General features: G+C 37.4%; 23 protein-coding genes, 1 pseudogene and 3 other annotated features. Of the genes and pseudogenes, 3 read left to right on the top strand and 21 right to left on the bottom strand.

All coding sequences use genetic code 11. From position 1 onward, the window contains the following. Positions 1-38 precede the first annotated feature (38 nt). From JMM81_RS00550 to zapA, 4 genes and pseudogenes are all read right to left on the bottom strand, one after another. Positions 39-2,396, bottom strand: a complete 2,358-nt coding sequence (locus tag JMM81_RS00550; protein WP_256239560.1) for an endonuclease MutS2 — start codon at positions 2,394-2,396, stop codon at positions 39-41. Positions 2,397-2,481: 85 nt separating this feature from the next. Next, positions 2,482-3,453: pseudogene (gene polX / locus JMM81_RS00545) on the bottom strand (DNA polymerase/3'-5' exonuclease PolX); the annotation flags it as partial. Positions 3,454-3,532: 79 nt separating this feature from the next. Then, on the bottom strand, positions 3,533-4,072 hold the full coding sequence (locus JMM81_RS00540) for a CvpA family protein (RefSeq protein WP_256239559.1): 540 nt from the start codon (positions 4,070-4,072) through the stop codon (positions 3,533-3,535). A gap of 7 nt (positions 4,073-4,079) precedes the next feature. After that, complete coding sequence (zapA, locus tag JMM81_RS00535) at positions 4,080-4,340, bottom strand: cell division protein ZapA (protein WP_256239558.1); 261 nt, start codon at positions 4,338-4,340, stop codon at positions 4,080-4,082. 204 nt (positions 4,341-4,544) lie between these two features. Here zapA and rnhC point away from each other — a divergent pair, with 204 nt between their 5' ends. Next, on the top strand, positions 4,545-5,492 hold the full coding sequence (gene rnhC / locus JMM81_RS00530) for a ribonuclease HIII (protein WP_256239557.1): 948 nt from the start codon (positions 4,545-4,547) through the stop codon (positions 5,490-5,492). A 76-nt stretch (positions 5,493-5,568) separates the two neighbouring features. On the opposite strand, the gene pheT is transcribed toward rnhC, so the two are convergent. The 3 genes from pheT to JMM81_RS00515 all read right to left on the bottom strand — a co-directional run bounded on the left by pheT (position 5,569) and on the right by JMM81_RS00515 (position 10,155). Then, positions 5,569-7,983, bottom strand: a complete 2,415-nt coding sequence (pheT, locus tag JMM81_RS00525) for a phenylalanine--tRNA ligase subunit beta (RefSeq protein ID WP_256239556.1) — start codon at positions 7,981-7,983, stop codon at positions 5,569-5,571. A gap of 48 nt (positions 7,984-8,031) precedes the next feature. Next, positions 8,032-9,072, bottom strand: coding sequence for a phenylalanine--tRNA ligase subunit alpha (gene pheS, locus JMM81_RS00520; RefSeq protein ID WP_256240278.1), 1,041 nt, complete (start codon positions 9,070-9,072; stop codon positions 8,032-8,034). A 47-nt stretch (positions 9,073-9,119) separates the two neighbouring features. After that, positions 9,120-9,363: a binding site (T-box leader), on the bottom strand. Positions 9,364-9,411: 48 nt separating this feature from the next. Further along, positions 9,412-10,155, bottom strand: coding sequence for a TrmH family RNA methyltransferase (locus JMM81_RS00515; protein WP_256239555.1), 744 nt, complete (start codon positions 10,153-10,155; stop codon positions 9,412-9,414). Between the two features lie 211 nt (positions 10,156-10,366). Between JMM81_RS00515 and sspI the strand changes: the two genes are divergently transcribed. Then, a complete protein-coding gene (gene sspI / locus JMM81_RS00510; protein WP_256239554.1) occupies positions 10,367-10,573 on the top strand; it encodes a small acid-soluble spore protein SspI in 207 nt (68 codons plus the stop codon). 82 nt (positions 10,574-10,655) lie between these two features. Here sspI and JMM81_RS00505 read toward each other — a convergent pair whose 3' ends face one another. After that, positions 10,656-11,741 (bottom strand): M42 family metallopeptidase, encoded by a 1,086-nt coding sequence (locus tag JMM81_RS00505; protein ID WP_256239553.1) that lies wholly within the window; start codon positions 11,739-11,741, stop codon positions 10,656-10,658. A 266-nt stretch (positions 11,742-12,007) separates the two neighbouring features. Between JMM81_RS00505 and JMM81_RS00500 the strand changes: the two genes are divergently transcribed. After that, positions 12,008-12,415, top strand: coding sequence for a sigma-w pathway protein ysdB (locus JMM81_RS00500; RefSeq protein WP_256239552.1), 408 nt, complete (start codon positions 12,008-12,010; stop codon positions 12,413-12,415). Positions 12,416-12,495: 80 nt separating this feature from the next. Here the strand turns inward: JMM81_RS00500 and JMM81_RS00495 are convergent, their stop codons facing one another. From JMM81_RS00495 to coaE, 13 genes are all read right to left on the bottom strand, one after another. Next, complete coding sequence (locus JMM81_RS00495; RefSeq protein ID WP_256239551.1) at positions 12,496-13,071, bottom strand: TVP38/TMEM64 family protein; 576 nt, start codon at positions 13,069-13,071, stop codon at positions 12,496-12,498. Positions 13,072-13,148: 77 nt separating this feature from the next. Next, the gene (locus tag JMM81_RS00490) at positions 13,149-13,412 is read right to left on the bottom strand and encodes a DUF1294 domain-containing protein (RefSeq protein WP_256239550.1); all 264 of its coding nucleotides are present in this window, start codon (positions 13,410-13,412) and stop codon (positions 13,149-13,151) included. 62 nt (positions 13,413-13,474) lie between these two features. Next, complete coding sequence (gene rplT / locus JMM81_RS00485) at positions 13,475-13,834, bottom strand: 50S ribosomal protein L20 (protein ID WP_256239549.1); 360 nt, start codon at positions 13,832-13,834, stop codon at positions 13,475-13,477. A 24-nt stretch (positions 13,835-13,858) separates the two neighbouring features. Further along, positions 13,859-14,059, bottom strand: coding sequence for a 50S ribosomal protein L35 (gene rpmI, locus JMM81_RS00480; protein WP_256239548.1), 201 nt, complete (start codon positions 14,057-14,059; stop codon positions 13,859-13,861). Between the two features lie 15 nt (positions 14,060-14,074). After that, the gene (infC, locus tag JMM81_RS00475; protein ID WP_256239547.1) at positions 14,075-14,578 is read right to left on the bottom strand and encodes a translation initiation factor IF-3; all 504 of its coding nucleotides are present in this window, start codon (positions 14,576-14,578) and stop codon (positions 14,075-14,077) included. Between the two features lie 84 nt (positions 14,579-14,662). Continuing rightward, positions 14,663-14,795: a sequence feature (ribosomal protein L20 leader region), on the bottom strand. Between the two features lie 211 nt (positions 14,796-15,006). After that, on the bottom strand, positions 15,007-16,938 hold the full coding sequence (thrS, locus tag JMM81_RS00470) for a threonine--tRNA ligase (protein WP_256239546.1): 1,932 nt from the start codon (positions 16,936-16,938) through the stop codon (positions 15,007-15,009). A 53-nt stretch (positions 16,939-16,991) separates the two neighbouring features. Next, positions 16,992-17,235: a binding site (T-box leader), on the bottom strand. Positions 17,236-17,290: 55 nt separating this feature from the next. Then, positions 17,291-18,181 (bottom strand): putative sporulation protein YtxC, encoded by an 891-nt coding sequence (ytxC, locus tag JMM81_RS00465; protein ID WP_256239545.1) that lies wholly within the window; start codon positions 18,179-18,181, stop codon positions 17,291-17,293. 285 nt (positions 18,182-18,466) lie between these two features. After that, positions 18,467-19,396 carry a primosomal protein DnaI gene (gene dnaI / locus JMM81_RS00460; RefSeq protein ID WP_256239544.1) on the bottom strand — a complete coding sequence of 310 codons (930 nt, stop codon included), beginning with the start codon at positions 19,394-19,396 and terminating at the stop codon, positions 18,467-18,469. A 12-nt stretch (positions 19,397-19,408) separates the two neighbouring features. Further along, positions 19,409-20,827 (bottom strand): replication initiation and membrane attachment family protein, encoded by a 1,419-nt coding sequence (locus JMM81_RS00455; RefSeq protein ID WP_256239543.1) that lies wholly within the window; start codon positions 20,825-20,827, stop codon positions 19,409-19,411. Between the two features lie 558 nt (positions 20,828-21,385). Continuing rightward, positions 21,386-21,841 carry a transcriptional regulator NrdR gene (nrdR, locus tag JMM81_RS00450; protein ID WP_256239542.1) on the bottom strand — a complete coding sequence of 152 codons (456 nt, stop codon included), beginning with the start codon at positions 21,839-21,841 and terminating at the stop codon, positions 21,386-21,388. A gap of 314 nt (positions 21,842-22,155) precedes the next feature. After that, on the bottom strand, positions 22,156-22,536 hold the full coding sequence (gene speD, locus JMM81_RS00445; protein ID WP_256239541.1) for an adenosylmethionine decarboxylase: 381 nt from the start codon (positions 22,534-22,536) through the stop codon (positions 22,156-22,158). Positions 22,537-22,846: 310 nt separating this feature from the next. Further along, the gene (locus tag JMM81_RS00440; protein WP_256239540.1) at positions 22,847-23,878 is read right to left on the bottom strand and encodes a glyceraldehyde-3-phosphate dehydrogenase; all 1,032 of its coding nucleotides are present in this window, start codon (positions 23,876-23,878) and stop codon (positions 22,847-22,849) included. A gap of 187 nt (positions 23,879-24,065) precedes the next feature. Beyond that, a complete protein-coding gene (gene coaE / locus JMM81_RS00435) occupies positions 24,066-24,674 on the bottom strand; it encodes a dephospho-CoA kinase (protein ID WP_256239539.1) in 609 nt (202 codons plus the stop codon). Positions 24,675-24,687: the final 13 nt, after the last annotated feature.

Raw genomic sequence — 24,687 nt, 5'->3', positions numbered from 1 at the left:
CTAACCCGACTACATTCATCACACTAGTCTATGACACTTTATTTAAATTCAACAATCGTAACCCCGTTACCGCCTTCACCATGATCCCCGAAACGAATATTTTTTACAGCACGATGATTACGTAAATATTCTTGAACACCTTGTCGTAACGCCCCTGTCCCTTTACCATGTATAACCGATACACGCGGATAGGAAGCTAATAATGCATCATCAATATACTTTTCAACCCTTGATAAAGCATTATCATACCTTTCACCACGCAAATCTAATTCAAGACTAACATGAAAGTCTTTTCCTTTGACAGTAGCCATCGGTTTTGTTTCAACGATCTTGGGTGCCTTAATAAATTCAAGATCCTTTTCTTTCACCTTCATTTTCAAAATCCCAATCTGGACTTGCCATGTATCAGCCGATACTTTCTCAATGAGGCTTCCTTTTTGATCAAAGCTTAACACCTTTACTTCATCACCTGGTGCGAAAACATGCTTTTTCGTTTGTCTTAATGCTGGATTTTTCGACTTCTTCTCTTTTGGAGCAGCTTCACTTAATTTTTTCTGAGCATCAATTAATTCATGTTCCTTTACTTCCGCCTGTTTTTCATGGCGCATTTTTCTTAGATCATGAATGACCCTATCGGCTTCACGTTTTGCTTTCTCGATAATATCACGTGCTTCTTCTGCCGCTTTTTCATGGAGGGTATCTTTCTCCTCATAGTATTCAATCATTTGTTTTTGCAGATCTTTTTGGAGCATTTCTGCATTTTTCAAAAGCTCATTGGCTTCCTGTAATTCTTTCTCAGCTTGACGCTTACTCTCTTCAAGCGAAGCGATCATATTCTCAACTTGTTGGCTATCGGCACTAACATAGGATCGTGCCATGTCAATAACACGGTCACTTAAACCAAGCCGTTTTGAGATTTCAAATGCGTTACTTCTTCCTGGGACCCCAATTAATAATCGATAGGTTGGACTTAATGTTTCAATATCAAATTCAACGCTTGCATTCACGACTCCTTCTCTATTATAACCATAGGCTTTCAATTCAGGGTAGTGGGTCGTCGCAATGACTCTTGCTCCCCGCTTGTACACCTCATCTAAAATAGAAATAGCGAGGGCCGCACCTTCTTGAGGATCTGTACCTGCACCAAGTTCATCAAATAAGACGAGACTTTCAAAATCAACCGTTTGTAAAATTTCTACAATATTAACCATATGAGAAGAAAACGTACTTAAACTTTGTTCAATCGATTGCTCATCACCAATATCAGCATAAACGGCACCAAAAACAGCCATTTTAGATCCATCCAAAGCAGGAATCTGCAAACCAGCCTGTGCCATTAATGTACAAAGACCTACTGTTTTTAATGTAACTGTTTTTCCACCTGTATTAGGACCTGTTATAAGAATCGTCGAGTAATCCTTTCCAAGGATGATATCATTTGCAACCACTTCATCAATTGGAATTAAGGGATGTCTCGCCTTAACTAATGAAATTCGTCCATCACGATTCATGATTGGCTTTGTTGCTTTAATTTTTCGGCTATAGCGTGCTTTGGCAAACATAAAATCGATATTAGCCAGAACCTCTGTAATGATTTCAAGCTCAAAGCTATATTCTCCAGTTTGAGCAGAGAGCATAATCAAGATCCGTTCAATTTCTTGCTGTTCTTTTACTCGGATCGTTTGTAATTCGTTGTTTAGCTGAACAATGGTTTGTGGTTCAATAAACAATGTCTGCCCAGAAGCACTCTGATCGTGAATAATTCCACCATAATGTCCTCGGTACTCCTGCTTTACCGGAATGACAAACCGATCGTTTCGAATCGTAACGATCGCATCCGAAAGCATTTTCTGGGCATTGGAGGAGCGGATCATACTTTCAAGCCGTTCTCTTACTCGCGCTTCTTTTGTACGCTGCTGATTCCGAAGAGAACGTAAGGTTTCACTAGCACTATCAAGCACTTCACCATTATCATCAATCGCATTTTTAATATTTTGCTCTAATTCAACAAGGACGATGATTTGATCAGTCTGTGCAAGTAAGCAGGGGATAGTCGGATCCTCCTCGGCGAAATCTTCAATAAATCGCTTGATTTTCCGGCTTGCATGAATAGTACTTGCTACTTGTATCAATTCTTGGGAGCTAAGCATTCCCCCAATGACAGATCGTTTCACATGTGGGCGAATATCAAAGATTCCCCCTAATGGGATATTTCCTTTCAGCCGTAATACTTTTGCCGCTTCATCTGTTTCTTCCTGTCTTTGCACGACTTCATCATAATCACTAGAAGGCAACAAGCTCTCTGCCTCCGCTCTCCCTAACGACGATGATACATGCTCAAGAAGATGCTCTTTCACTTTATTAAATTCGAGTATCTTTAAAACCTTTTCCTGCATGGAGATGTTCCCTCCCTTTTTGCTATTCTTTATTTTTTGGCTGTAAAAATCTCTCATCGTGACCATTTTTACTCTTTCTATCGATATATTCTTCCACTTCTTTCCCATCTTCTCTCACTTCAGGTGGAAGAAGCGGCAAATTAAAATGAGCATAAAATTCAGCTTCAGATGTAAATGTGATTACCTCACCCGTTTCAATGTTTTCGACACCATATTCGCTAATCTTTTCTCCTCGAGCTTTTGCAAGCTGCCGCATTCGTACATTATGTTCTTTTGATCCAGTAAAATGGTGTAGAGTAGTGGCAAATTCTTTCGGCTTCACAAGGCGAAAATCAACAGACACCTCATATTCAAGGTCGAGTACAATAGATACCTTTGTATCACCTGCTGCAATCACATCTTTTATATTAGGTATTTTTAACAATTGCTCTTTGACCATTAAAGGATTCTCAGTAGCAATAATAAAATCCAAATCTTTAATCGTTTCTCGCATTCTCCGAAGACTACCTGCCCGGGAAAATTGAATAGCATACTCCAGCTTTGCTAAGATAGCTTCTATATTCTCAGCGATCGGTAGCATAAAGGCTAGTGGTAGTCGATCAGGTCTTTCTCCAGCATTTAACAGTGCCGCAAGTATTTTCTCTTCTGTTTTTTTCCCAAATCCAGATAAGTTTTGAACCTGGTGACTCTCGCAAGCTGCTTTTAATTCAGCAGCATTTTCAATCCCTAGCTCACTATATAGCTTGGCAATTTTTTTGCCCCCTAATCCTGGTAGCTGTAAAAGCGGAACAAGTCCTTTTGGTACCTTCTCTTGTAGCTCCTTCAAAACGGTAGACTGCCCTTGGGTTCTGTATTCTTCTATGACTGCGGCAGTTCCTTTTCCAATTCCAGGAAAAATAGTGAAATCTGTTATGTCTTCCATCGTTGACTCGCTTAATTCTAAGGCTTGTGCTGCTTTTCTAAATGCCGAAACTTTAAATGTATTTTCACCTTTTAATTCCATATAGATCGCAATCGTTTCTAATAACCAGACAATATCCTTTTTAGTAAAAGTCACCTTTTTCACCTACCAGCAGTATTACTTTTTTACTATTATTCCCTTAAAAAGAAAACTTCTCTTCGAAAGAGAAGTTATTTTACCATCGATCCATTATCCACAAATCTTGAGCCAATTGTGAAAGGATTGGCGTTTGTTTTACAATAAGTTCTACTAGTATTGAACTTGTCAAAGATGTTTGTATCGATTCAATTGGCAAGAGAGCCGCTATAAATAATATAATAAACATGATAAGATAAACTTCAATAAATCCTAGCAGACCACCCGCCCATATATTTAACTGTTTCAATATTGGGATTTGGGCAATGAAATCAAGCATGCTGCCGATAATTTGCAGCAGTATTCTTACAGCAAAAAAAATCAAGACAAATGCAATAGCCCGATAATAGGCATCTTCTAAATTCACATTATCAAACAATAATGTGATGGTTGAATTTGAACTTAGGTTTGGGTATGGCACCCATAGAGTGAGAGTAGGAGCAAGCTTGTCATAATACAAATAAGCCACAATAAAGGCGATCAAAAAACCAGTAAGATGAACAAGTTGAAGGATAAACCCTCTCTTTAAACCTATTAAAAATCCAAAAGCTAATATAATAAGTACAACAAGATCTAACATGACTGTTTCAGTCCTTTACACTTTTTAATTCATTCTCAAGATGTTGGAGCCTATCTTTTATTTTTAGATAGTCATTAACAGCATTTATTGCTGTTAAGACAGCCAGCTTATTCATACCAAGTGATGGATTCTTGGAGTTTATCTCATGCATTTTTTCATCGACCAGCGAAGCAACCTGGTTAATATGGCTGACACTTTCTGTGCCTACTATGACATATTCGCTTCCGTATATATCAACAGTTATGCGGTTTTTTTCTGGTTGTGACAAACTTCATGCCTCCATTCAAAAGAATCCTACCTAATATCATAACACGAACAGAAAACGGTGAAAAGAATGAAATATAAGGGTGGCCTGCTAAAGATATGATAGGCTTAAGACGTCGAAGCCTTATTGCTCAAAGTTAGATCATTAGAAATAGAGTAGACCAGGCCTAAAGTTACATACCGTATCAATAAAAAGGAAGTGAAGCACTTGAGTAATGTAGTACTACAAAAAACGAACAATGAAATAATGAAAATGATGGAATTTTACAAATCAAGTTTGACAGGAAAAACACCACCAGGTAGCTTATTTTCTGCAAAGACTTCTTCATGTACGATAACCGCTTATAAGTCTGGTAAAGTGCTCTTTCAAGGTAGCGGATCTGAAAATGAAGCAAAAAAATGGGGAAGTTCGTCTTCCTCTACTCAAGGATCTAACAAACCTTCTACTAAACCCAAAACGAAGAAACCAACAAACCTTCCAGAAAATATTAGTCTTCTATCGATCATCGGTTCAGATGAGGTAGGAACAGGAGATTTCTTCGGACCGATTACCGTTTGCGCCGCATATGTACGTAAAGAAGATAGGGCCTTATTGAAGGAGCTTGGTGTTCAAGATTCCAAAAATCTAAATGATGAAAAAATATCTGAAATCGCTAAACAAATCATCAAAGTTGTACCATACAGTCTACTTATCCTACCTAACGTAAAATATAATAAAATGCAACAATCTGGTATGTCACAAGGGAAACTGAAAGCACTCCTTCACAATCAAGCGATTGAAAATGTACTAAATAAAATTTCTCCTGAGAAGCCAGAACTCATCCTAATCGATCAATTTGCCAAAGAGGACGTGTATTACAATTATTTAAAAGGGCAAAAAAACATCCAAAGGGAGAATGTTTACTTTAGTACAAAAGCAGAAGGCATTCATTTAGCCGTTGCTGCCGCCTCCATTATTGCAAGATATGCCTTTGTTGAACATTTTGAAAAATTAAGCACTGCCGCTGGTTTTAAGATTCCAAAAGGTGCTGGTTCTCAAGTCGATATGGCCTGTGCCCGGTTGATAAAAGAGAAAGGCCAGGAAGTTCTCCCTTCCTTTGTCAAACTGCACTTTGCGAATACGGAAAAAGCGATGAACTTGCTACGAAGGAAATAAGAAGGTCTAATAGTCTAAATACGTAAAATATAAAAAAGAACCCTTCATTGGTTAAAATGAAGGGTCCTTTTCCTATCTAGCCGCGTAAAACCGCTCCTGTTTGTTCTTTCACTGCATTCAATACTTTATCATGTGCTTTTGTTATGTCTTCATCTGTTAACGTACGTTCTGGATCAAAATATTTTAATGAATAGGCAAGTGATTTTTTGCCTTCTTCCATTCTTTCTCCTTCATACAAGTCAAAAAGATGAACTTCTTTTAATAGGGAACCGCCAGCCTCTTGGATAATATGTTCAAGTTCTCCTGCTGTTTTATCCTGGTCGACAACAAGCGCAATGTCACGTGTAATCGAAGGGAAACGCGGAATTGTTTGATAAGCAATTGGCTCTACATCAACCTCAGCAAGGGCTTTAAATGACAATTCAAAAACGTATGTTTCTTTAATATCCATGTCTTTTTGTACGGTTGGATGTACTTGACCAATAAAACCAATGACGACGCCATTCAAAAGCACTTCCGCTGTGCGTCCTGGATGCATATCTTTAATGGTTGCTTTACGGTATTCAATTTGTTTTGTGACGCCAAGCGTATCGAACAAGGCTTCTAATACACCTTTTGCTACAAAGAAATCAACCGGCTTTTTCTCACCTTGCCAAAGATTCGCTTCCCATAAACCTGTGATAGCTCCTGCCACATGTTCTCTTTCTTCTGGAAGTCCTGCATCCTCTTTCTTTAAAAATACAGACCCGATTTCATATAAAGCGACAGAATCAGTTTGACGTGCATTGTTATATTTAACAACTTCTAATAGTTGAGGCACAATGCTTAATCGAAGTTGACTGCGCTCTTCACTCATTGGCATAGCAAGGCGAATCGATTCACGTTCTTCTAAAGCAAATTGTGCTGCTTTTTCAGCACTTGTTAATGAATACGTTGTTGCTTGATAAAGTCCTGCACCTTCAAATGTGCGGCGTGCCAGACGACGTTTTTGTTGATAATCGGTTAATCTACCAGGAGTGGAAGAACCAACTGGAAGCGTAGATGGAATATTGTCATAGCCATGCAAACGGGCCACTTCTTCCACTAAATCAGCTTCAATCGTGATATCACCACGACGAGTTGGCGCTGTCACAATAAATGTTTCGCCATCCACTTGAATATCAAATTTCAAACGAGTAAAAATACCTACTACTTCATCAGTGCTGATGTTTGTTCCAAGCGCATTATTTATTTTATTTAGTGTAATTGAAACGACAGCTGGTTCCATTTTAAGATTATTGTATTCAACACTTCCTCCTAAAATGGTCCCGCCTGCATACTTAGCCATCAACTCAGCAGCACGCTCTCCTGCTTCGCGAACTCGTGCTGGATCTACACCTTTTTCAAAACGAGCACTTGCTTCACTTCGTAACCCATGATCTTTTGACGCTTTACGAATCACGGTTCCAGCAAAATAAGCTGCTTCAATAATGACAGTCGTCGTATCGTCTTTCACTTCAGAATTAGCTCCACCCATAACTCCAGCAATTGCCACTGGTTCTGTACCATTTGTGATTACAAGATGGTCAGATGTTAACGTGCGTTCCGTTTCATCAAGAGTTGTAATTTTTTCAGCATCTTTCGCTCGGCGGATGACAAGCTCTTTTGAACCAAGACGATCGTAATCGAAAGCGTGAAGCGGTTGGCCATATTCAAGTAAAATATAGTTTGTGATATCCACTATATTATTATGTGGACGTACTCCAGCGTTCATTAGACGAGTTTGCATCCATAAAGGAGACGGTTCAACTTTAACATTTTTTACCACTTTTGCGATATATAACGGATTGTCTTCTGTAGCATCTACTCTGACATCAATGGTATCAGATGCTTTTTCGACAGCCTCTTCTTTTTCAATCGTTGGCCATTTTACATCACGTCCAAGAATCGCTGCTACTTCATAAGCTACACCTAACATGCTTAAAGCATCTGAACGGTTTGGTGTTAGGCTTAGTTCCAGAATTTCATCATCTAACCCAAGAGCAACTAGAGCGTCTTCACCGACAGTTGCCTCCTGAGGAAAATTAAAAATTCCAACAGAATATTCTTTTGCCACCAATTTAGATTCAATTCCTAGTTCTTGCAGTGAGCAAATCATTCCGTTTGATACTTCTCCACGAAGTTTTGCTTTCTTAATTTTGAAGTTCCCTGGCAGAACTGCACCAACCGTTGCAACCGCCACCTTTTGACCTTTCCCTACATTCGAAGCTCCACAAATAATTTGCACAGGTTCTTCCGCACCGATATCAACTAAACATTTATTCAATTTATCAGCATCCGGGTGTTTTTCGCATTCTAATACATGACCGATCACAACACCTTTTAAGCCTTCACTTTTCTTTTCTACCCCTTCTACTTCAATCCCGCTTTTCGTAATTTTATCTGCAAGTTCAGCCGCACTGATACCAGAAAGATCTACATAATCTTGTAACCATTTATATGAAACAAACATCTTTATCCTCCTTTTTTAGCTATAAAGTTATTTTATCTTTTTCATTTATTACGCTTCATGTCGATGGAATTGCTTTAAGAAACGAAGATCATTTGTATAATAATGGCGAATGTCATCTACTCCATATTTCAGCATCGCGATTCGCTCAACACCCATCCCAAAGGCAAAACCAGAATATTTCTTCGAGTCAAATCCAGCCATTTCAAGCACGTTCGGATGGACCATACCGGCACCTAATACTTCAATCCAACCTGTCTGTTTACATACATTGCACCCATGTCCGTGACAAATTTTACAAGAGATATCTACTTCTACAGAAGGCTCAGTGAATGGGAAAAAGCTAGGGCGAAGACGGATTTCACGATCTTGACCGAATACCTTTTTCGTAAATACTTCCAGTGTTCCTTTTAAATCGCTCATTGAAATATTTTCATCAACGATTAAACCTTCAATTTGCATAAATTGATGTGAATGTGTTGCATCATCATTATCGCGGCGGTACACTTTACCAGGACAAATAATTTTAACTGGGCCTTGTCCTTTATACTTTTCCATTGTTCTCGCTTGCACGGGAGAAGTATGTGTACGCATTAAGATTTCGTCTGTAATATAGAAAGAATCTTGCATGTCACGTGCTGGATGGCTCTTCGGCAAGTTCAATGCTTCGAAATTATAATAATCGCTTTCCACTTCTGGACCTTCTGCGACTGTATACCCCATCCCGATAAATACATCTTCAATTTCTTCCACAATACGTGTTAATGGATGATGATTCCCTTTATTAACCGGCCTAGCAGGCAATGTAATATCAATTGTCTCTGCAGCTAATTGCGCATTGACAGCTTCTTCTTCTAGCACAACTTGTTTTTTCTCAATTTGAGAAGTAATGGTTTCACGAACAACATTAACAAGTGCACCCATTTTCGGGCGTTCCTCAGCAGATAACTTACCCATGCCGCGTAACACTTCCGTGATTGGTCCTTTTTTTCCTAAATAGGCTACTCGAATATCATTTAGTTCTTTTAAATCAACAGCTGCTTCAACCTTTTGCAACGCTTCTTTTTGTAATTCTTCTAAACGCTCCTGCATCATGAATTCCTCCTTTGTTTTTTAAGCACAAAAAAAACCTAATCCCATAAAGGGACGAGGTTTATGTATCGCGGTACCACCCTTATTAGTATAGATCAAAAAAGCCCACACTCACTTCATTAAAAAGCTAACGGCTCTTCACCGGAACATTTTTCGGATCGATTCGATCTTCCCAATGTCGACTCGAGAGGTGAATTCCCTTAAGCAGTGCCATTAAAATGCTTTCAGTCGCGGCATTTCTCCCTGAAAAATGGATGTCTTAAGCTACTAGTTCTCTGTCATCATCTTTATTTATTAAATTCTGTATTATTATAGTACATTTTAAAACTTGTTTCAAACTCATTTTCTCAAATAATACAGTAAAATCCCCGCAGCAATCGCGACATTCAAGGATTCGCTTTTTCCATATATCGGGATGTAAAGGTTTTTTGTTGTTACTTCTAGTAGATCTTTGGAAACCCCTTGACCTTCGTTGCCCACAAGTAGAGCAAAAGTCTCTGACTTTTCTACTTGTTCGAACGGCACACCACCTTCTAAAGCTGTACCATAAACCGGAATATCAAGCTTCTTAATAAACTCTGTCAGATTCGCCTTCATTAACGGTAAATGAAACAAACTCCCTTGGGTGGCACGAACGACTTTGGGATTATAGGGATCTGCACAACCTTCTCCTAAAATAATAGCATTGATACCTGCTGCATCAGCTGTACGAATCATCGTTCCGAGGTTTCCTGGGTCCTGAACCCGATCCAACAGTAACAGTTTTTCTAATTTGATATCATCCATACTAACTGTTTTTTGTTCACAAACTGCTGCAATACCTTGTGGTGTCTCTGTATCACAAATTGCCTTCATAACATCCTCTTTCACATAGACAACTTCTGTACCTTCTAAGTGCATATGAGGATGTTTTTCCATGTCTTGATTGACGATAATTTCCAGAACGATTTGTTCTTTTAATGCTTCTTCTACAAGATGGAAGCCTTCTATTAAGTAGGTTCCAGACTGATCACGTTCTTTTTTTGTCAAAAGCTTCTTCCATGCTTTTACCTTTGGATTTTTGACAGATTCAATATACTTCAACCTTCAAACGCTCCTTTATTTTAAAAAGTATAACTTTTTTATATAGATAACGCTCTAACATAAGGCGCCATTAGCTCCATTCATAATCTAATAAGTGGATGATTTGCACTTTTTTCACACTGATGCTATTATAACGCAATTTCCATACATAATGCATCCTGAAGTGGGAAGTCTATAATTGTTCAGATTATGTTTAGGAGGAGGAATTGTGATGAATTTAAATTTACGAAATGCGATTATTGATAACGTTACTGGCAATACACAGGACCAGTTGAAAGATACAATTGTTGATGCGATTCAAAATGGTGAAGAAAAAATGCTTCCTGGGCTAGGTGTTTTATTTGAAGTGATTTGGAAAAATTGCTCTGACCAAGATAAACAAGAGATGTTGCAAGTGTTAGAAAACGGCTTAAAATAATAGCCGTAAGGAGAACACTCTATCACAACAAAAAAGCACTCGGTACTTGAGTGCTTTTTCTATTATCTATTTAGGGTATTCTTTATTCGTATGTGATTTTATCAACGGTTTCACGATCAAGTCGTTTTATGACTTCGACCACTAACTTTACAGCATTTTCAAAGTCATCACGATGAAGCATTGCCGCATGGGAGTGAATGTATCGTGTCGCAATTCCAATTGAAAGAGCAGGAACTCCTTTTGCCGTTACGTGAATGGAACCAGCATCCGTTCCCCCACCTGGCATTGAGGCAAATTGATAAGGAATGTTTAATTCATCTGCTGTGTCTGTGACTAAATCACGTAAACCTTTATGGGACACCATGGATGCATCGTATAAAACAATTTGCGGACCATCTCCCATCTTACTTTGTGCTTCTTTCTCTGAAATTCCTGGTGTGTCACCAGCAATACCGACATCTACTGCGAATCCAATATCTGGTTGAATCTTGAAGGTTGATGTTTTTGAACCGCGGAGGCCCACTTCTTCTTGGACAGCACCAATTCCGTATACTACGTTTGGATGACCGACACCTTTCAGTTCCTTCAAAACATTGATCGCGATTGCACAACCAATTCGATTGTCCCATGCTTTTGCCAGTAACATTTTTTCATTATTCATCACAGTAAATTCAAAATAGGGTGCAACCATATCGCCTGGTCGAACGCCCCACTCTTCTGCTTCTTCCTTACTTGATGCCCCAATATCAATAAACATATCTTTGATTTCATATGGTTTTTTACGAGCCTCTGGAGATAAGATATGAGGCGGTTTAGAACCGATAATTCCTGTTATATCTCCTTTACGAGTTGTAATGGTTACACGTTGTGCCAGCATTACCTGGTTCCACCATCCACCAACCGTTTGGAATTTCAAAAATCCCCTTTTATCGATTTGTGTAATCATGAAACCAACCTCATCTAAGTGGCCCGTTACGATGATTTTTGGTCCCGTTTCATCACCTGTTTTTTTCGCAATTAAACTGCCAAGGTTATCAGATATAACCTCATCCGCGTAAGGAGCTATGTATTTTTTCATGACTTCACGTGGCTCCCTTTCATTTCCTGGGATCCCTTTCGCATCTGTTAACTCTTTTAACATCGTCAATGTTTCATCTAAATTAGCCATTCGTTCAACTCCTTTATGTAGTCTCTTATCTATTATACAGAAGGGAATTATGATTATACAAACAACATGACATTTTATCTTAAGGCTGTGTCAATAGTGATTGTTAATAAATGGCCCTTGGTATACGCGAGCCTGCGTATACCAAAGATTTATAGAGCAGTAACACGATACTCTAACAAAGCCTTTCTTAAAAAATAGACTGGAGTGAAACTTTTTCCGATTTAAATCGTATAATAAGGAAAACTACAAAGAGGGGAGGGTTTCTAATGATGTGGCTTATACGCTTTTTTCTATTCGTCCTCATTCTTTTTCTCATCTACCGCATAATCAAATTTATTTTAAACCCAAAGCGAAAGCTAGAACTCGCCCATGAACAAAAACGCTATTATTATTTAGATGATCAAAATAATGTAAGAAAAAACTTTCTTCTTACGTATAAAGGGGTTCTTTTTGAAGGTGAAAAATATTTAGGTACAACGGATGATGCTTTTGATGTGGTATCCATTTTTATTTGGCCGCATAGTGTGAATGCCTTGAAAGGATTCGTACGAGAAGACTTCCAGTTTATTGAGCATAAAATAAGCGAAAATTATCCACATGCAAAATTAGATTGGAAAAGTCCCGTAAAGGAATTTATGCAAAAACATTCTAATCCCAAAACCCCTTATCAATAAGAGAGGCTTGCATTTTGCTGCAAGCCTCTTTGTTTATTTCATATGAAGGGGTATATATACTGTCCCTCGGGGGAAAGCATTCATGCTTGACCTGCTTTGAAAAATTCCCGCCATTTAATAGTCGCCGCTTTCTCCCTAAAAAAATAGGCTAACATCATTAATAAAAGTAAGATAAAGATCATAAAGATTGGGGTGAACCGACTAATAAATTCTCCAAATACGGAGTAAACAAAAGCAAGTGGGAAATTAGATAGGAGACTATTTTTCAAGTAGGGTCTAAACTCGCGATTTTTTTCAATCAAACAGAAATTTAATAAGTGAAAATGAATTAAGGGAATTAATCGTAAAATGGCTGATTGTGCAACGGTTACATTCCGGTATTCACCAAACCATTTATTCTTCAACTTTGATAGCTTCTCATGGGTTTTCGGCATCTTTCCGATCAGTAGATAAAAACAAAGGGAGCTTAGCATTAATCCAATTAGCGAATAAATCGTTCCGAGTAAGGAACCGAAGAGAATTCCACCTGTCACACAAACAAGTGTTACTGGAATAAAGAAAAACTGTCGAAGTATATGAAAAAGAATAAAGGAAATTGGAGCTAATATCCCACCCGCACCAACGATAACCAATAACAACGACATTCCTTCATCCACTTTTCCACCCTCTCTCTGCTCATTTTCTTGTTGTCTTTAAAGCTTATCAACAAACACGTAAGGTTATGACAAATTAATTATATATATAGATACAGATAGAGCATAAACTCGATGACAGCTAATAAGGGAAAACCTATCTTAAAAGATAGATGCTTTGTTTTGTGTCGATAAGTATTCATGCTAATAGTCGAGCCAATGGCGCCACCCAATAGAGCAACTAACCAAAGTGTTCGCTCACTAATTCGATATTGATGTTTTATTGCCCTTTGTTTATCCACTTTCATAATAAAAAAACCGATTATGTTCATCATAATAAAGATAAATAGGATTACATTAGACATACGTCAACCTCCTAAATACAAAAGCCATTCTCCAATAAGAGAATGGCTTTAATGAAAATAAATTATTTAGCTATGTTTGCTTTTGCAACAGATGCTAATTCAGCGAAAGCTTTTTCATCGCTTACAGCTAATTCAGCAAGCATTTTGCGGTTTACTTCGATACCAGCAAGCTTTAATCCATGCATTAAACGGCTGTATGAAAGTCCGTTAATACGTGCAGCTGCGTTAATACGAGCAATCCAAAGCTTACGGAAGTCACGTTTCTTCTGACGACGATCCCGGTAAGCATATTGTAATGACTTCATTACTTGTTGGTTAGCAACTTTATATAATGTATGTTTTGAACCGAAATAACCTTTAGCTAATTTAAGTACCTTTTTACGACGTTTGCGCGTAACTGTACCGCCTTTTACACGTGGCATATGGTTTCCCTCCTGTTATAAGTATTACTTAATGTTGTCTAATAAATGACGAATACGTTTGAAATCACCTTTAGAAACTAAAGAACCTTTACGAAGCTTACGCTTTTGCTTTGTAGACTTATTCGCGAATAAGTGGCTTGTATATGCGTGAGAACGTTTTAATTTACCAGATCCAGTTTTTTTGAAACGCTTTGCAGCGCCACGGTGTGTTTTCATTTTTGGCATTTGGTATTCCTCCTCTTACTTGTCGTTTTTAGGTGCCAAGACCATAAACATGCTTCTACCATCCATTTTAGGATAGGATTCTACAGTCGCTACTTCTTTACATGCTTCTGCAAAACGGACTAAAACACGTTGGCCGATTTCTTTATGTGTGATCGCACGACCTTTAAAACGGATCGACGCTTTCACTTTATCGCCTTTTTCAAGGAATTTAATCCCATTACGAAGTTTAGTATTGAAATCATGCTCATCAATTGATGGGCTTAAACGAACTTCTTTGATATTGATAATCTTTTGATTTTTACGTGCTTCTTTTTCTTTTTTCTGCTGCTCGAACTTAAACTTTCCATAGTCCATAACACGAGCTACAGGCGGCTTGGCATTTGGAGCAACCAATACAAGATCAAGATTAACACGTGTAGCAATTTCAAGTGCTTCGATTTTTGATTTAATTCCTAATTGTTCACCATTTTGATCAATTAGACGAACTTCGCGGGCACGAATCCCATCGTTTAACAACATATCTTTGCTAATAGCAAAACACCTCCAAGGTTTTATCTGAATACAATGTTTAGGTCAAGAATCACCTGATCTTGTCCACAGAAACCAAACAAAAAAGTGTGGGTGTTAACACCCACACTTTACGAAACGTTAATAACTTAACTTAAAAAGATTTCGTAAACCTGTTAACAGCCTAGTGCGTCAATCAGGTGAGAAGCGGGTGCTTCTTCTTATCCTTAAAACTCGTATTCAATTTCAACTGCTTTACTATATCACAAATGATATTGGTATGTCAAAGATATAAATTACTTTCCTCGCAACGATTAATAGCTTAACAAAGATATTCAATTCGTGCAATAGTTTTTTTTACCCTATTATTACCATTCTTTTCGTATACAATTAATAAAATGTAAAAAAGATCGATCAATCACCAATTATTCTCTATATGTTTACTTTTTTACTTCTTCTTGAAGGCCGCTAAGGAAGTTCACAAATGGAACCGTTTCTGATTTTTTTTCACCATATTTACGTACATTTACTGCTTCATCGGTTACTTCTTGATCACCAACAACTAGCATATACGGGACCTTTTGCATTTGTGCTTCACGAATTTTATAACCCATTTTTTCATTACGATCATCCAATTCAACTCGGAATCCTTCAGCTTTCAGTTGTTCTTTCACTTTTTTCGCATAATCAAAATGAATATCAGGAGATACAGGGATCACTTGAACTTGGACAGGCGCCAACCAAGTTGGGAATGCTCCTTTATATTCTTCAATCAAGAAGGCAACAAAACGTTCCATTGTTGACACAACACCGCGGTGGATAACGACAGGTCGATGCTGTTTACCATCTTCTCCTACATAAGTAAGATCAAAACGCTCAGGAAGCAAGAAGTCTAGTTGAACAGTAGAAAGAGTCTCCTCTTTGCCTAAGGCTGTTTTTACTTGAACATCAAGCTTTGGTCCATAAAAGGCCGCTTCGCCGTCTGCTTCAAAGTACTCAACATCCATTTCATCCATAACTTCTTTCAGCATACTTTGTGCTTTGTTCCACATCTCGTCATCATCAAAATATTTTTCTGTATTTTCAGGATCACGATAGGACAAACGGAATGAGTAGTCTTTAAAATCAAAGTCTTTATATACATCTAAAATTAATTCAACAACACGCTTAAATTCATCTTTAATTTGATCTGGACGAACAAAAAGATGAGCATCATTTAATGTCATTCCACGGACACGTTGTAAGCCTGATAGAGCCCCTGACATTTCATAGCGATGCATCGTTCCAAGTTCAGCAATACGAATGGGTAACTCACGGTAGCTGTGAATGGCATTTCTATAGACCATCATATGATGTGGACAGTTCATTGGACGAAGAACGAGTTGTTCATTATCCATATCCATGACAGGGAACATATCTTCTTGATAGTGATCCCAGTGACCAGACGTTTTATAAAGATCAACACTTCCCATGATTGGTGTATACACATGATCATAGCCTAAGCGTAGTTCTTTATCGACAATATACCGTTCCACAATGCGACGAATGGTCGCTCCTTTAGGAAGCCACAATGGTAAGCCTTGTCCTACTTTTTGTGAAGTGGTAAACAGACTTAACTCCTTCCCGATTTTACGATGATCACGCTCTTTTGCTTCTTCCAATAAGCGTAAATGTTCTGCTAAATCTTCTTTCTTAAAGAATGCTGTTCCATAAATACGTTGTAACATTTTATTATCACTATTTCCACGCCAGTAGGCACCCGCAATGCTTAAGAGCTTAATTTCTCTTAGCTTACCTGTTGATGGTACGTGTACACCACGACATAGATCAAAGAAATCACCTTGTTCATAAATCGTTACTGTTTCATCTTCTGGAATGGCTTCAATCAGTTCAAGCTTATATTCATCATCAATTTCTTTAAAGATCTGAACTGCTTCAGAACGGCTAACCTCTTTGCGAACAACAGGAATATTTTCGTTCATGATTTTTTTCATTTCTTTTTCAATCAATGGTAAATCTTCAGGTGTTAAAGACTCAGACATATCAATATCATAATAGAATCCACCCTCTATAACAGGGCCAACACCTAACTTTACATCTTTATAAAGACGTTTAATAGCTTGTGCCATTAGATGAGCACTGCTGTGGCGTAATATTTCTAATGCCTCTGGTTTATCTTGTGTAATAATTTCAATTCCACCATCTGCTTCAATTGGGCGTTTTAAGTCATACATTTCACCGTTTAATTTTCCAGCTAAAGCCTTTTTCTTCAGACCTGAACTAATAGAACCGGCAATATCTTCTGTTGTCGTCCCCTTTGGAAACTCCTTCACAGCTCCATCTGGAAACGAAATTTTTACAACTTCTGACATGGTTATTCCTCCTAATATAATCCTATAGTGCAAAATAAAAAGCCCATCCCTAAAAAAGGGACGAGCTGTTAGACACGTGGTTCCACCCTACTTTTCATTTTTAACTCTAGTAAAAATGACTTCGTAGCAAGATAACGGTTGTGTTCCGTCTTCCGATACTAGAACGAATTTTCTTCGTTTTTTCCCGGTTGAAGTTTAGAGGTGGTAAGTAATCAATCCGTGTTAGGAAGGTTTCAGCCATGCCTTCCCTCTCTATAAACCGTAAAAGAGTACCCTTGTCCTCATCATTACATTTCATGTTAAATTCTTATGTACGTATTATAGTAATTAATGAATTAGAAATCAAGGTCTTTTATGCTTTTTCGTCAACGGAAGATAAGGACAAATTTTTATAGTCAATAAAAGAGTGGATGGATCTACTAATTAACCTTTCTTCGAAAATATTTCGAATGGTTCGGATAATTGGCTGCTCAGGGTCATCTGAATAGATATAAATCTGTTTAGGTGCAATGGAAAGCAAAGGAGCAATTGTTACAGAATCAATATAAACCGGGTGATTGATCAATAGTTTCCGATCAACCATTTTCGCAAGCTCTCCCCGTTTAATTTCCATAAAGTTTTCATCGAAAAACGTAACCACATCAGAAAACAACAAATGAAGTTGATTCATTTTTGGTTCCCTATCTAGTAAAAAATCCCTTAAAGTTTGAATAAACATTTGATATTCCTGCTCCATTTTATATTCATCCAAGGATAGTTCCACGTATTTCTTTAATTCATTCATAAAAGAACGAAGCCGAAATGTCACAAAGGAATCAAAGGAAAAAGTCGTTTTCTCTTGAAACCAATCGTTAACCCTTATGGCTAGATGTTCTTTTATGTCCATTTTTGGTAAGAATACGGTTAATTCTTCAAGCTTCCCATCTAATACAGAATGAACAATCTCAATGATTTGCTCTTGCTCATCTTCATCACGATAATGATAATGATGTGAAAGAATATGCCTTAGCCAATCATTCAGTTTGATGGTCATAATAAATTGGAAAAGAGCTTTTTTCACCCCTTTAACCCATTCATTCTCCTTTATAGAGGTAGAACCATCCTTATTGCTGCATTGAACTATATGAGAATCTTCATAATGAAGAATATTTTTGTTCAGTGACTCATAATTTAGTGATTGTTGTTGTAAAAATAAGTACATTCTCTTTGCATCTTCTTTCTGCTGGAAATGGATTTCAATCAACCAAATCCCCCCTTACCTATCTCTGCTTTATATATATGGAGGTCTCGGCCAAATTAGAATCAGGTCCTAAAAAAAAAGCATAGAATGTATAACTCTCTTAACAATTATTTTTAAAAATGGCTGTGTTAAATAATAGTATTGATGATCAAATAGACTTTGGTGTACGCGCCCATTACATTATTCATTCTGAATAAAACACATGGTTGCATACACCAAAGACCTTTTATCAAAAATACCCTTTAACACAACCTTAAAAATAAAAATCAACTGCAGATATACAGTTGATTAATTCCTTCTATTTTTTCCTGACACTCGGACAGGTTCAGATAAATATTTAATTCGCTCCATAATACGACGAGCTTTTAATTTTTCTTCTTCACCACGTTGACTATAGGTAAGGTGGTGCTCAAGACCCTCGAAATCATAATTCGAAGTAAAAAATGTTGGTAAATTATCAAGCATCCTGAATTGTAAGATAGGACCAAGAATCTCATCTCTCACCCAGCTCGACATCGTTTCAGCACCAATGTCGTCGAGCATTAATATAGGTTGTTTTTTGATTGCTTCTAATTTTTCATTCAAAGTCGAATCTCCAATTGAACTTTTTAACTCCCTGAACAATTCAGGGACATATACAATCATCGAAGGAATCTTTTTTTCTGCTAATTCGTTTGCAACTGCACCGAGAAGATACGATTTCCCAACGCCAAATTGACCATAGAAATAGAGACCTTTATTCACAGCATCTTCTTTATAATTCAATACAAAAGAAAGTGCTTTTTGAATTGCATCCGTTCTTTCTTCATCCTTTTCCATCTCATAAAAGGAGGCCCGTAAAATATCTTTTGGCACATAAAGACTCTGAATGAGCTTTTCGTTTTTCTTTTTCTCATCTTCCATTACTTTTCGTGGACATTTATCATAATGAATTTCAATCGATCCTCTTGAGATCAATAATTCTGGGTTATACCCTTGCATCAAGTTAATGCAACCACCTAGACTCGGACATTTATCACACTTCTTACTCTGGTTAGCATATTCATGCAGTTTCATTAAATTTTTCTCAATCATATCTGACGTCAATTCATCCTTATGTTCAAGAAGAAATGAATGCACTTCCTCATTCTTTAAAATTTCTTGTCTCATTTCCTCATACTTTTTCTGGAAATTTTCGTTGCCCGCTAAACGTTTTAATGTATCATTTATCCTTTCCATGTCCTACACCTCCTATGAACGTAATTTTTTTAACATCGCTTCAATTTCCTGTTTTTTGAGATCTTGCTTATCACCTTGCTTACTTGATGTAATTTTCTTGCTTGGTGTAGTTTTTTCATTTTTCTCTTTATCATCAAACCAATCTGGCAACACTTCTGTTCGAACCGGTTTCTTTTTATAATTTGACTGCTTCGTTGTCTTTTTCCCTTCAGCCCATTCAGCATATTGGCGATGTTCCATTTTAGCCAATTCCATTGCTTCTTTGACTGTTCGAATATTTTTCCTTGCCCAATGACTAGCAATTTTCTCTACGTAATTCTGAGTAAGTTTCATGTCCGTCTTTCGCATCACATTATCGATTAATACATTGACTACACCTGGATTCAGTTTTTGTTGAAATAGGACATCTTCAATAATTTTCACATCCGCCTTCGAAGGTTCTGAACCACCACCCATATCTCTTAAGTATCGTAACGGGGAAGTGGTTTCAAAATAATGAATTAGTTTATCTTCTTGTGTCTCAGGCTCTTGATTGACTGTTTGATAGATAGCTGGCTGTGTTTTTTCAATAAGAGATGGTAATTTATCATAATGTTCCAATTGATACCAGTCACGAGCTGCTTTTCTTAGTTCCTCTATATCAATTTTACCATCCTGATTTACTGCACGAAGAACAATCTTTTTCATCTGAATTGGATCATCAATTCCATATAAAAATGCTAGGCTACTCACGACTTCCTTTACTTGATTCGTAAAGGCATCTTTACTAATTAAACTTTCATGTAAACCAGCTAAAAGCAACTCAAAGTTAAAGTCACTCACTCCAGCTTTTATACCCTTAGGCTCGAGACGACCAATAAAACGTTCATTCTCTGATTCTGAAATATCTTGTTTTGTTTCTTCATCATAGGAAAACATGCTTGGATGAGCTGTAGAAAAGACATCTTGAAAAGCCTTCGTCACTTGTTTAAATTCTGAATCCTGCACAGCTTTCTCACTAAAGAAGCGCTTTACTCTCGCAAACTGTGTTTTTCCAATTTTACGATACAGATAAATATTGAGCATCCCGTCTGATAAGAATTGCTCAGGCGTGAGAGGAGGCTGCAGTTCGTATACAAATGACCGGTGCTCCTCACTTTCCTTGACAAATGTTTTTAATAGTCCCATTCCCTCAAGTTTTAAACGGGCTTCATATATTTCTTTTAAATTCATATCCATAAAATTCATTAAACTATGATGTGAATGAGTTTCTGACCAAAGACGATTTTCTTCCATCTCTGCCCACAAAGTCATATACAAACTTAAACATCTGCTACCAATAAGTGGTTGATATAAAAAAACGAGGATTTTTCGATCATAATCATGTAAAAGGCCATTGGCAGCAACGATATATTGATCAACAGGTACAAGCTTTTGCCAATGTGAAGTCATGATAATCAACCTTTCTATTCTAAAAGTACAAGCGTCTTGTTCAGCCTCGGGCATAGCACAAGACGAGCCTTACGGAAAGGTGTTCTTTACCTTTCTGGGAGGATTGATCGAAATGTATAGGCAACTGCCCAGGGACGACACTAGACAAGCTTTTGACCTCGAGGGGGTAGGCGCTGGAACTAGATAAATATCTAAATTTCAAAAATAGAGCGATACTCAATTATGTACTGACTCGTTGAAAAAAGAGCTAAAGAAAACTCCTCAGCTCATCAAGAAAAGCGAAAGCGCCTTGCTCAGCCTCGGGCATAGCACACCTTACGGAAAGGTGTGTTCTTTACCTTTCTGGAAGGATTGATCGAAATGTATAGGCGACTACCCAGGGACGACAAGCATGAGACGAGCCGGCAGGAAGATTGTTCTTTAACCTTCTTGACGGATCGACTTATGACTCGAGTCCCTAGGAGCCGACACTAGACAAGCTTTTGACCTCGAGGGGGTAGGCGCTGTAGCTAGATCACTATCTTAATAAAAAAAGGCATACTTTCTTATAATTCAAGATTACTCTTTTTTTATTAATTCTTTTAATTCTTCAATAAACACATTAATGTCTTTAAACTGGCGATAGACTGAAGCAAAACGAACATAGGCCACTTCGTCCACTTTTGCAAGTCTATCCATCACCAGTTCACCAATGTCTTCACTGTTTATTTCTGAACCCCCTTGATTGCGTAACTCCTTTTCAATATCTGAAGTGATATCTTCTAATTGTTTTAGAGCAACGGGGCGTTTTTCACATGCTTTAATTAAGCCACGCAACATTTTCTCACGACTGAACTCTTCTCTCGTTCCTTCTTTTTTCACAACAACAAGCGGGCTCTCTTCTACTTTCTCAAAGGTCGTAAAACGATAAGCGCATTTTTCGCATTCTCTTCTGCGCCGAATGGATCGTCCGTCATCAATAGGACGAGAATCGACAACACGAGAATTATTATCTTGGCATGAAGGACATTTCATACAATCAGCTCCGACTTTAATTTCCTATTTACTATCTTATTAAAAAGAACACTCTAGTACAAGTCATTAATGAAATGATTTTTCCAAATAAGCTTTTTTATATCAGAAAAGCGCAAGGTGCCTGCCTATCGGCAACAAGCACGAGGCGAGCCTCATGGAAAGGTGTTTTTTACCTTTCTGAGAGGCTGGACTTGTGACCTCGAGCCGATGTTACCTGGAGCTAGACCACTATCTTAGTTCAGAGAAGTTATAAATTTTTATATAATAAAAAGAGATGTAGCATCTCCACATCTCCAAATTTTAAACGTTTGCGATTATAAAATTTTTGCTCTTGATTGATTAACTCGAACAGGACCCATACCACGTGGAATTTCTATATTTTCTCTTGTTTCAGCATTTAATGCTTCTGCAATATAGTCAGCAGCAATATTAGGATCTAGATCACCACATGTATAGACATCAATACTCGCATATCCGTGCTCTGGAAAGCTGTGGATAGTTAAATGTGATTCTGAAATAATAACAACACCGCTAACGCCTTGTGGTGCAAATTTATGAAAAGCAACCTCGCGAATCTCCGCACCTGATTTAAGAGCAGCACCAACAAAGATTTGCTCAATTTGTACTACATCATTTAGTTTTTCAAAATCACAACCCCATAATTCAGAGATTACGTGACGACCCATTGTTTCCATATTCAAATTTCCCCCTTTAAACTTTATTATTCTCTAACTGATATAACTACCACGGGGGAAAGTTAGTCCAGAGAGGTCCTAACCCTTTAAGTAGCTACATAACGATCAGTCTTAGAAGAAGTTCACGATGACTAGTATACTTTGTTTATATTTCTTTTGCAATAAGTCTCTTACATATTTCATTTACAAAATTAGACTTTTATTTAGAAGTACACCCAGTAACAACGTTACTGACTATTATATTTATTACACACAAAAAAGGATTACCCAAAAAAGGTAATCCCTTTGTGATTATCTGGTAAACTATTAACTAGCCGGCATTTACAATAGATGATTGAAATAATTCTTGTGCAACGTATTTCGTTAAATCAACTACGCGACAAGAGTAACCCCATTCGTTATCATACCACGCTAGAACTTTTACTTTATTCGAACCAATCACCATGGTGGACAAACCGTCAATAATAGCTGAATGCTCATTTGTATTAAAATCAATGGAAACTAAAGGCTCATCCGTGATATCTAAAATCCCTTTTAATTCATTTTTAGCTGCTTCATTAAAAACATGATTGATGTCATCAATTGTTACTTTCTGCTTTAGATCAACGACTAAATCAACTAATGAAACATTTGGTGTTGGTACTCGTAGAGACATGCCATGGAGCTTTCCTTTTAACTGTGGCAGTACAAGCGATAAAGCTTTAGCCGCTCCAGTTGAAGTAGGAATAATAGACTGACCACATGCCCGAGCTCTTCTTAAATCTTTGTGAGGATTATCAATATTCTTTTGATCATTCGTATAGGCATGTACTGTTGTCATTAATCCATTTTCAATACCAAACTTCTCATCAAGTACTTTAGCAACAGGTGCTAAACAATTTGTTGTACATGAAGCATTAGAAATGACATCATGCTCCGAAATATTTAAAACCTCTTGATTAACGCCCATTACAATGGTAACGTCTTCATTCTTTCCAGGAGCAGTTAGTATCACCTTTTTCGCTCCTGCATTTAGATGCAATGCAGCTTTTTCACGAGAATTAAACTTTCCAGTTGCTTCGATGACAATATCTATTTCTAATTCTTTCCACGGTAGCTCTTCCGGATTACGGCTACTTAATAATTGAACACGTTTGCCATTTACAACGATCGCATCCTGATCGGCTTTTACCTCACCAGCAAATATCCCATGATTTGTGTCATACTTTATTAAATGAGCAAGTGTCTCTGCTGGATAGCTTGCATTAATGGCTATAATTTCAAGATTTTCCTCTAGGATTGCTTTTCTAAATACCATTCTTCCGATTCTTCCAAATCCATTAATTGCTATTTTCGCCTTCATACTCAGGCCCCTTCCACAATAATGTTATACTCATATACAACCTCATATACAATTAGTATAACACATTAGTGTTCATTTGTGATGGTCTAAAGTACAATTTCTAAAACATTTTATAACTTTCATATAGTTCAAGTCGGATTTTCATTAAAAAACAAAGAAAAAGCATCCTAAATACAAAAAGAGGCTTTTACGCCCCTTTACTGTATCCCCATTGCTTGAGAATGTTATTTAATTGTAATTCTGTTTGTTGAATAGATCCATTATTATCTATTACTGCATCCGCTAACTTTTTCTTTTCTATTAACGGCATTTGCGAATGAATTCTTGCAAATGCTTCTTCTTTCGTATAGTTATTTCTTTTCATCAACCGCCGTAATTGAACTTCCTCGTCCACATAAACGAGTAGGGTTCGATCCACTGTACTTCTTAAATTACTTTCAAACAAAAGGGGAATATCCATGACGATCATCGATTCTCCTTTACTTTGTAGTGCTACTTGTTTTTCAACCATTCTTTTTCGAACTGCGGGATGAACAATTCCATTTAAGACCGTTCTTTCCTCTTCATTATTAAATATTATCTCTCCCAACCGAGTACGATTAATGGAGCTATTTTCATAAAGAATGGATTTCCCAAAATGGTTTACGATTTGATCATATGCCTCTTCACCTTGCTCGACAGCAAGTCTTGCTTCAATATCAGCATCAATGACGGGAATTCCTAAATTTTTCAGCATCTCTGAAACTGTGCTTTTCCCGCTTGCGATACCACCTGTTAATCCTATAGTCATTTCCATATCTAAATCCCTT

This window comes from Bacillus sp. V3B (assembly GCF_024494465.1).
Lineage (GTDB): Bacteria > Bacillota > Bacilli > Bacillales > Cytobacillaceae > Bacillus_BD.
This window is presented reverse-complemented; position numbering and strand designations above follow the sequence as displayed.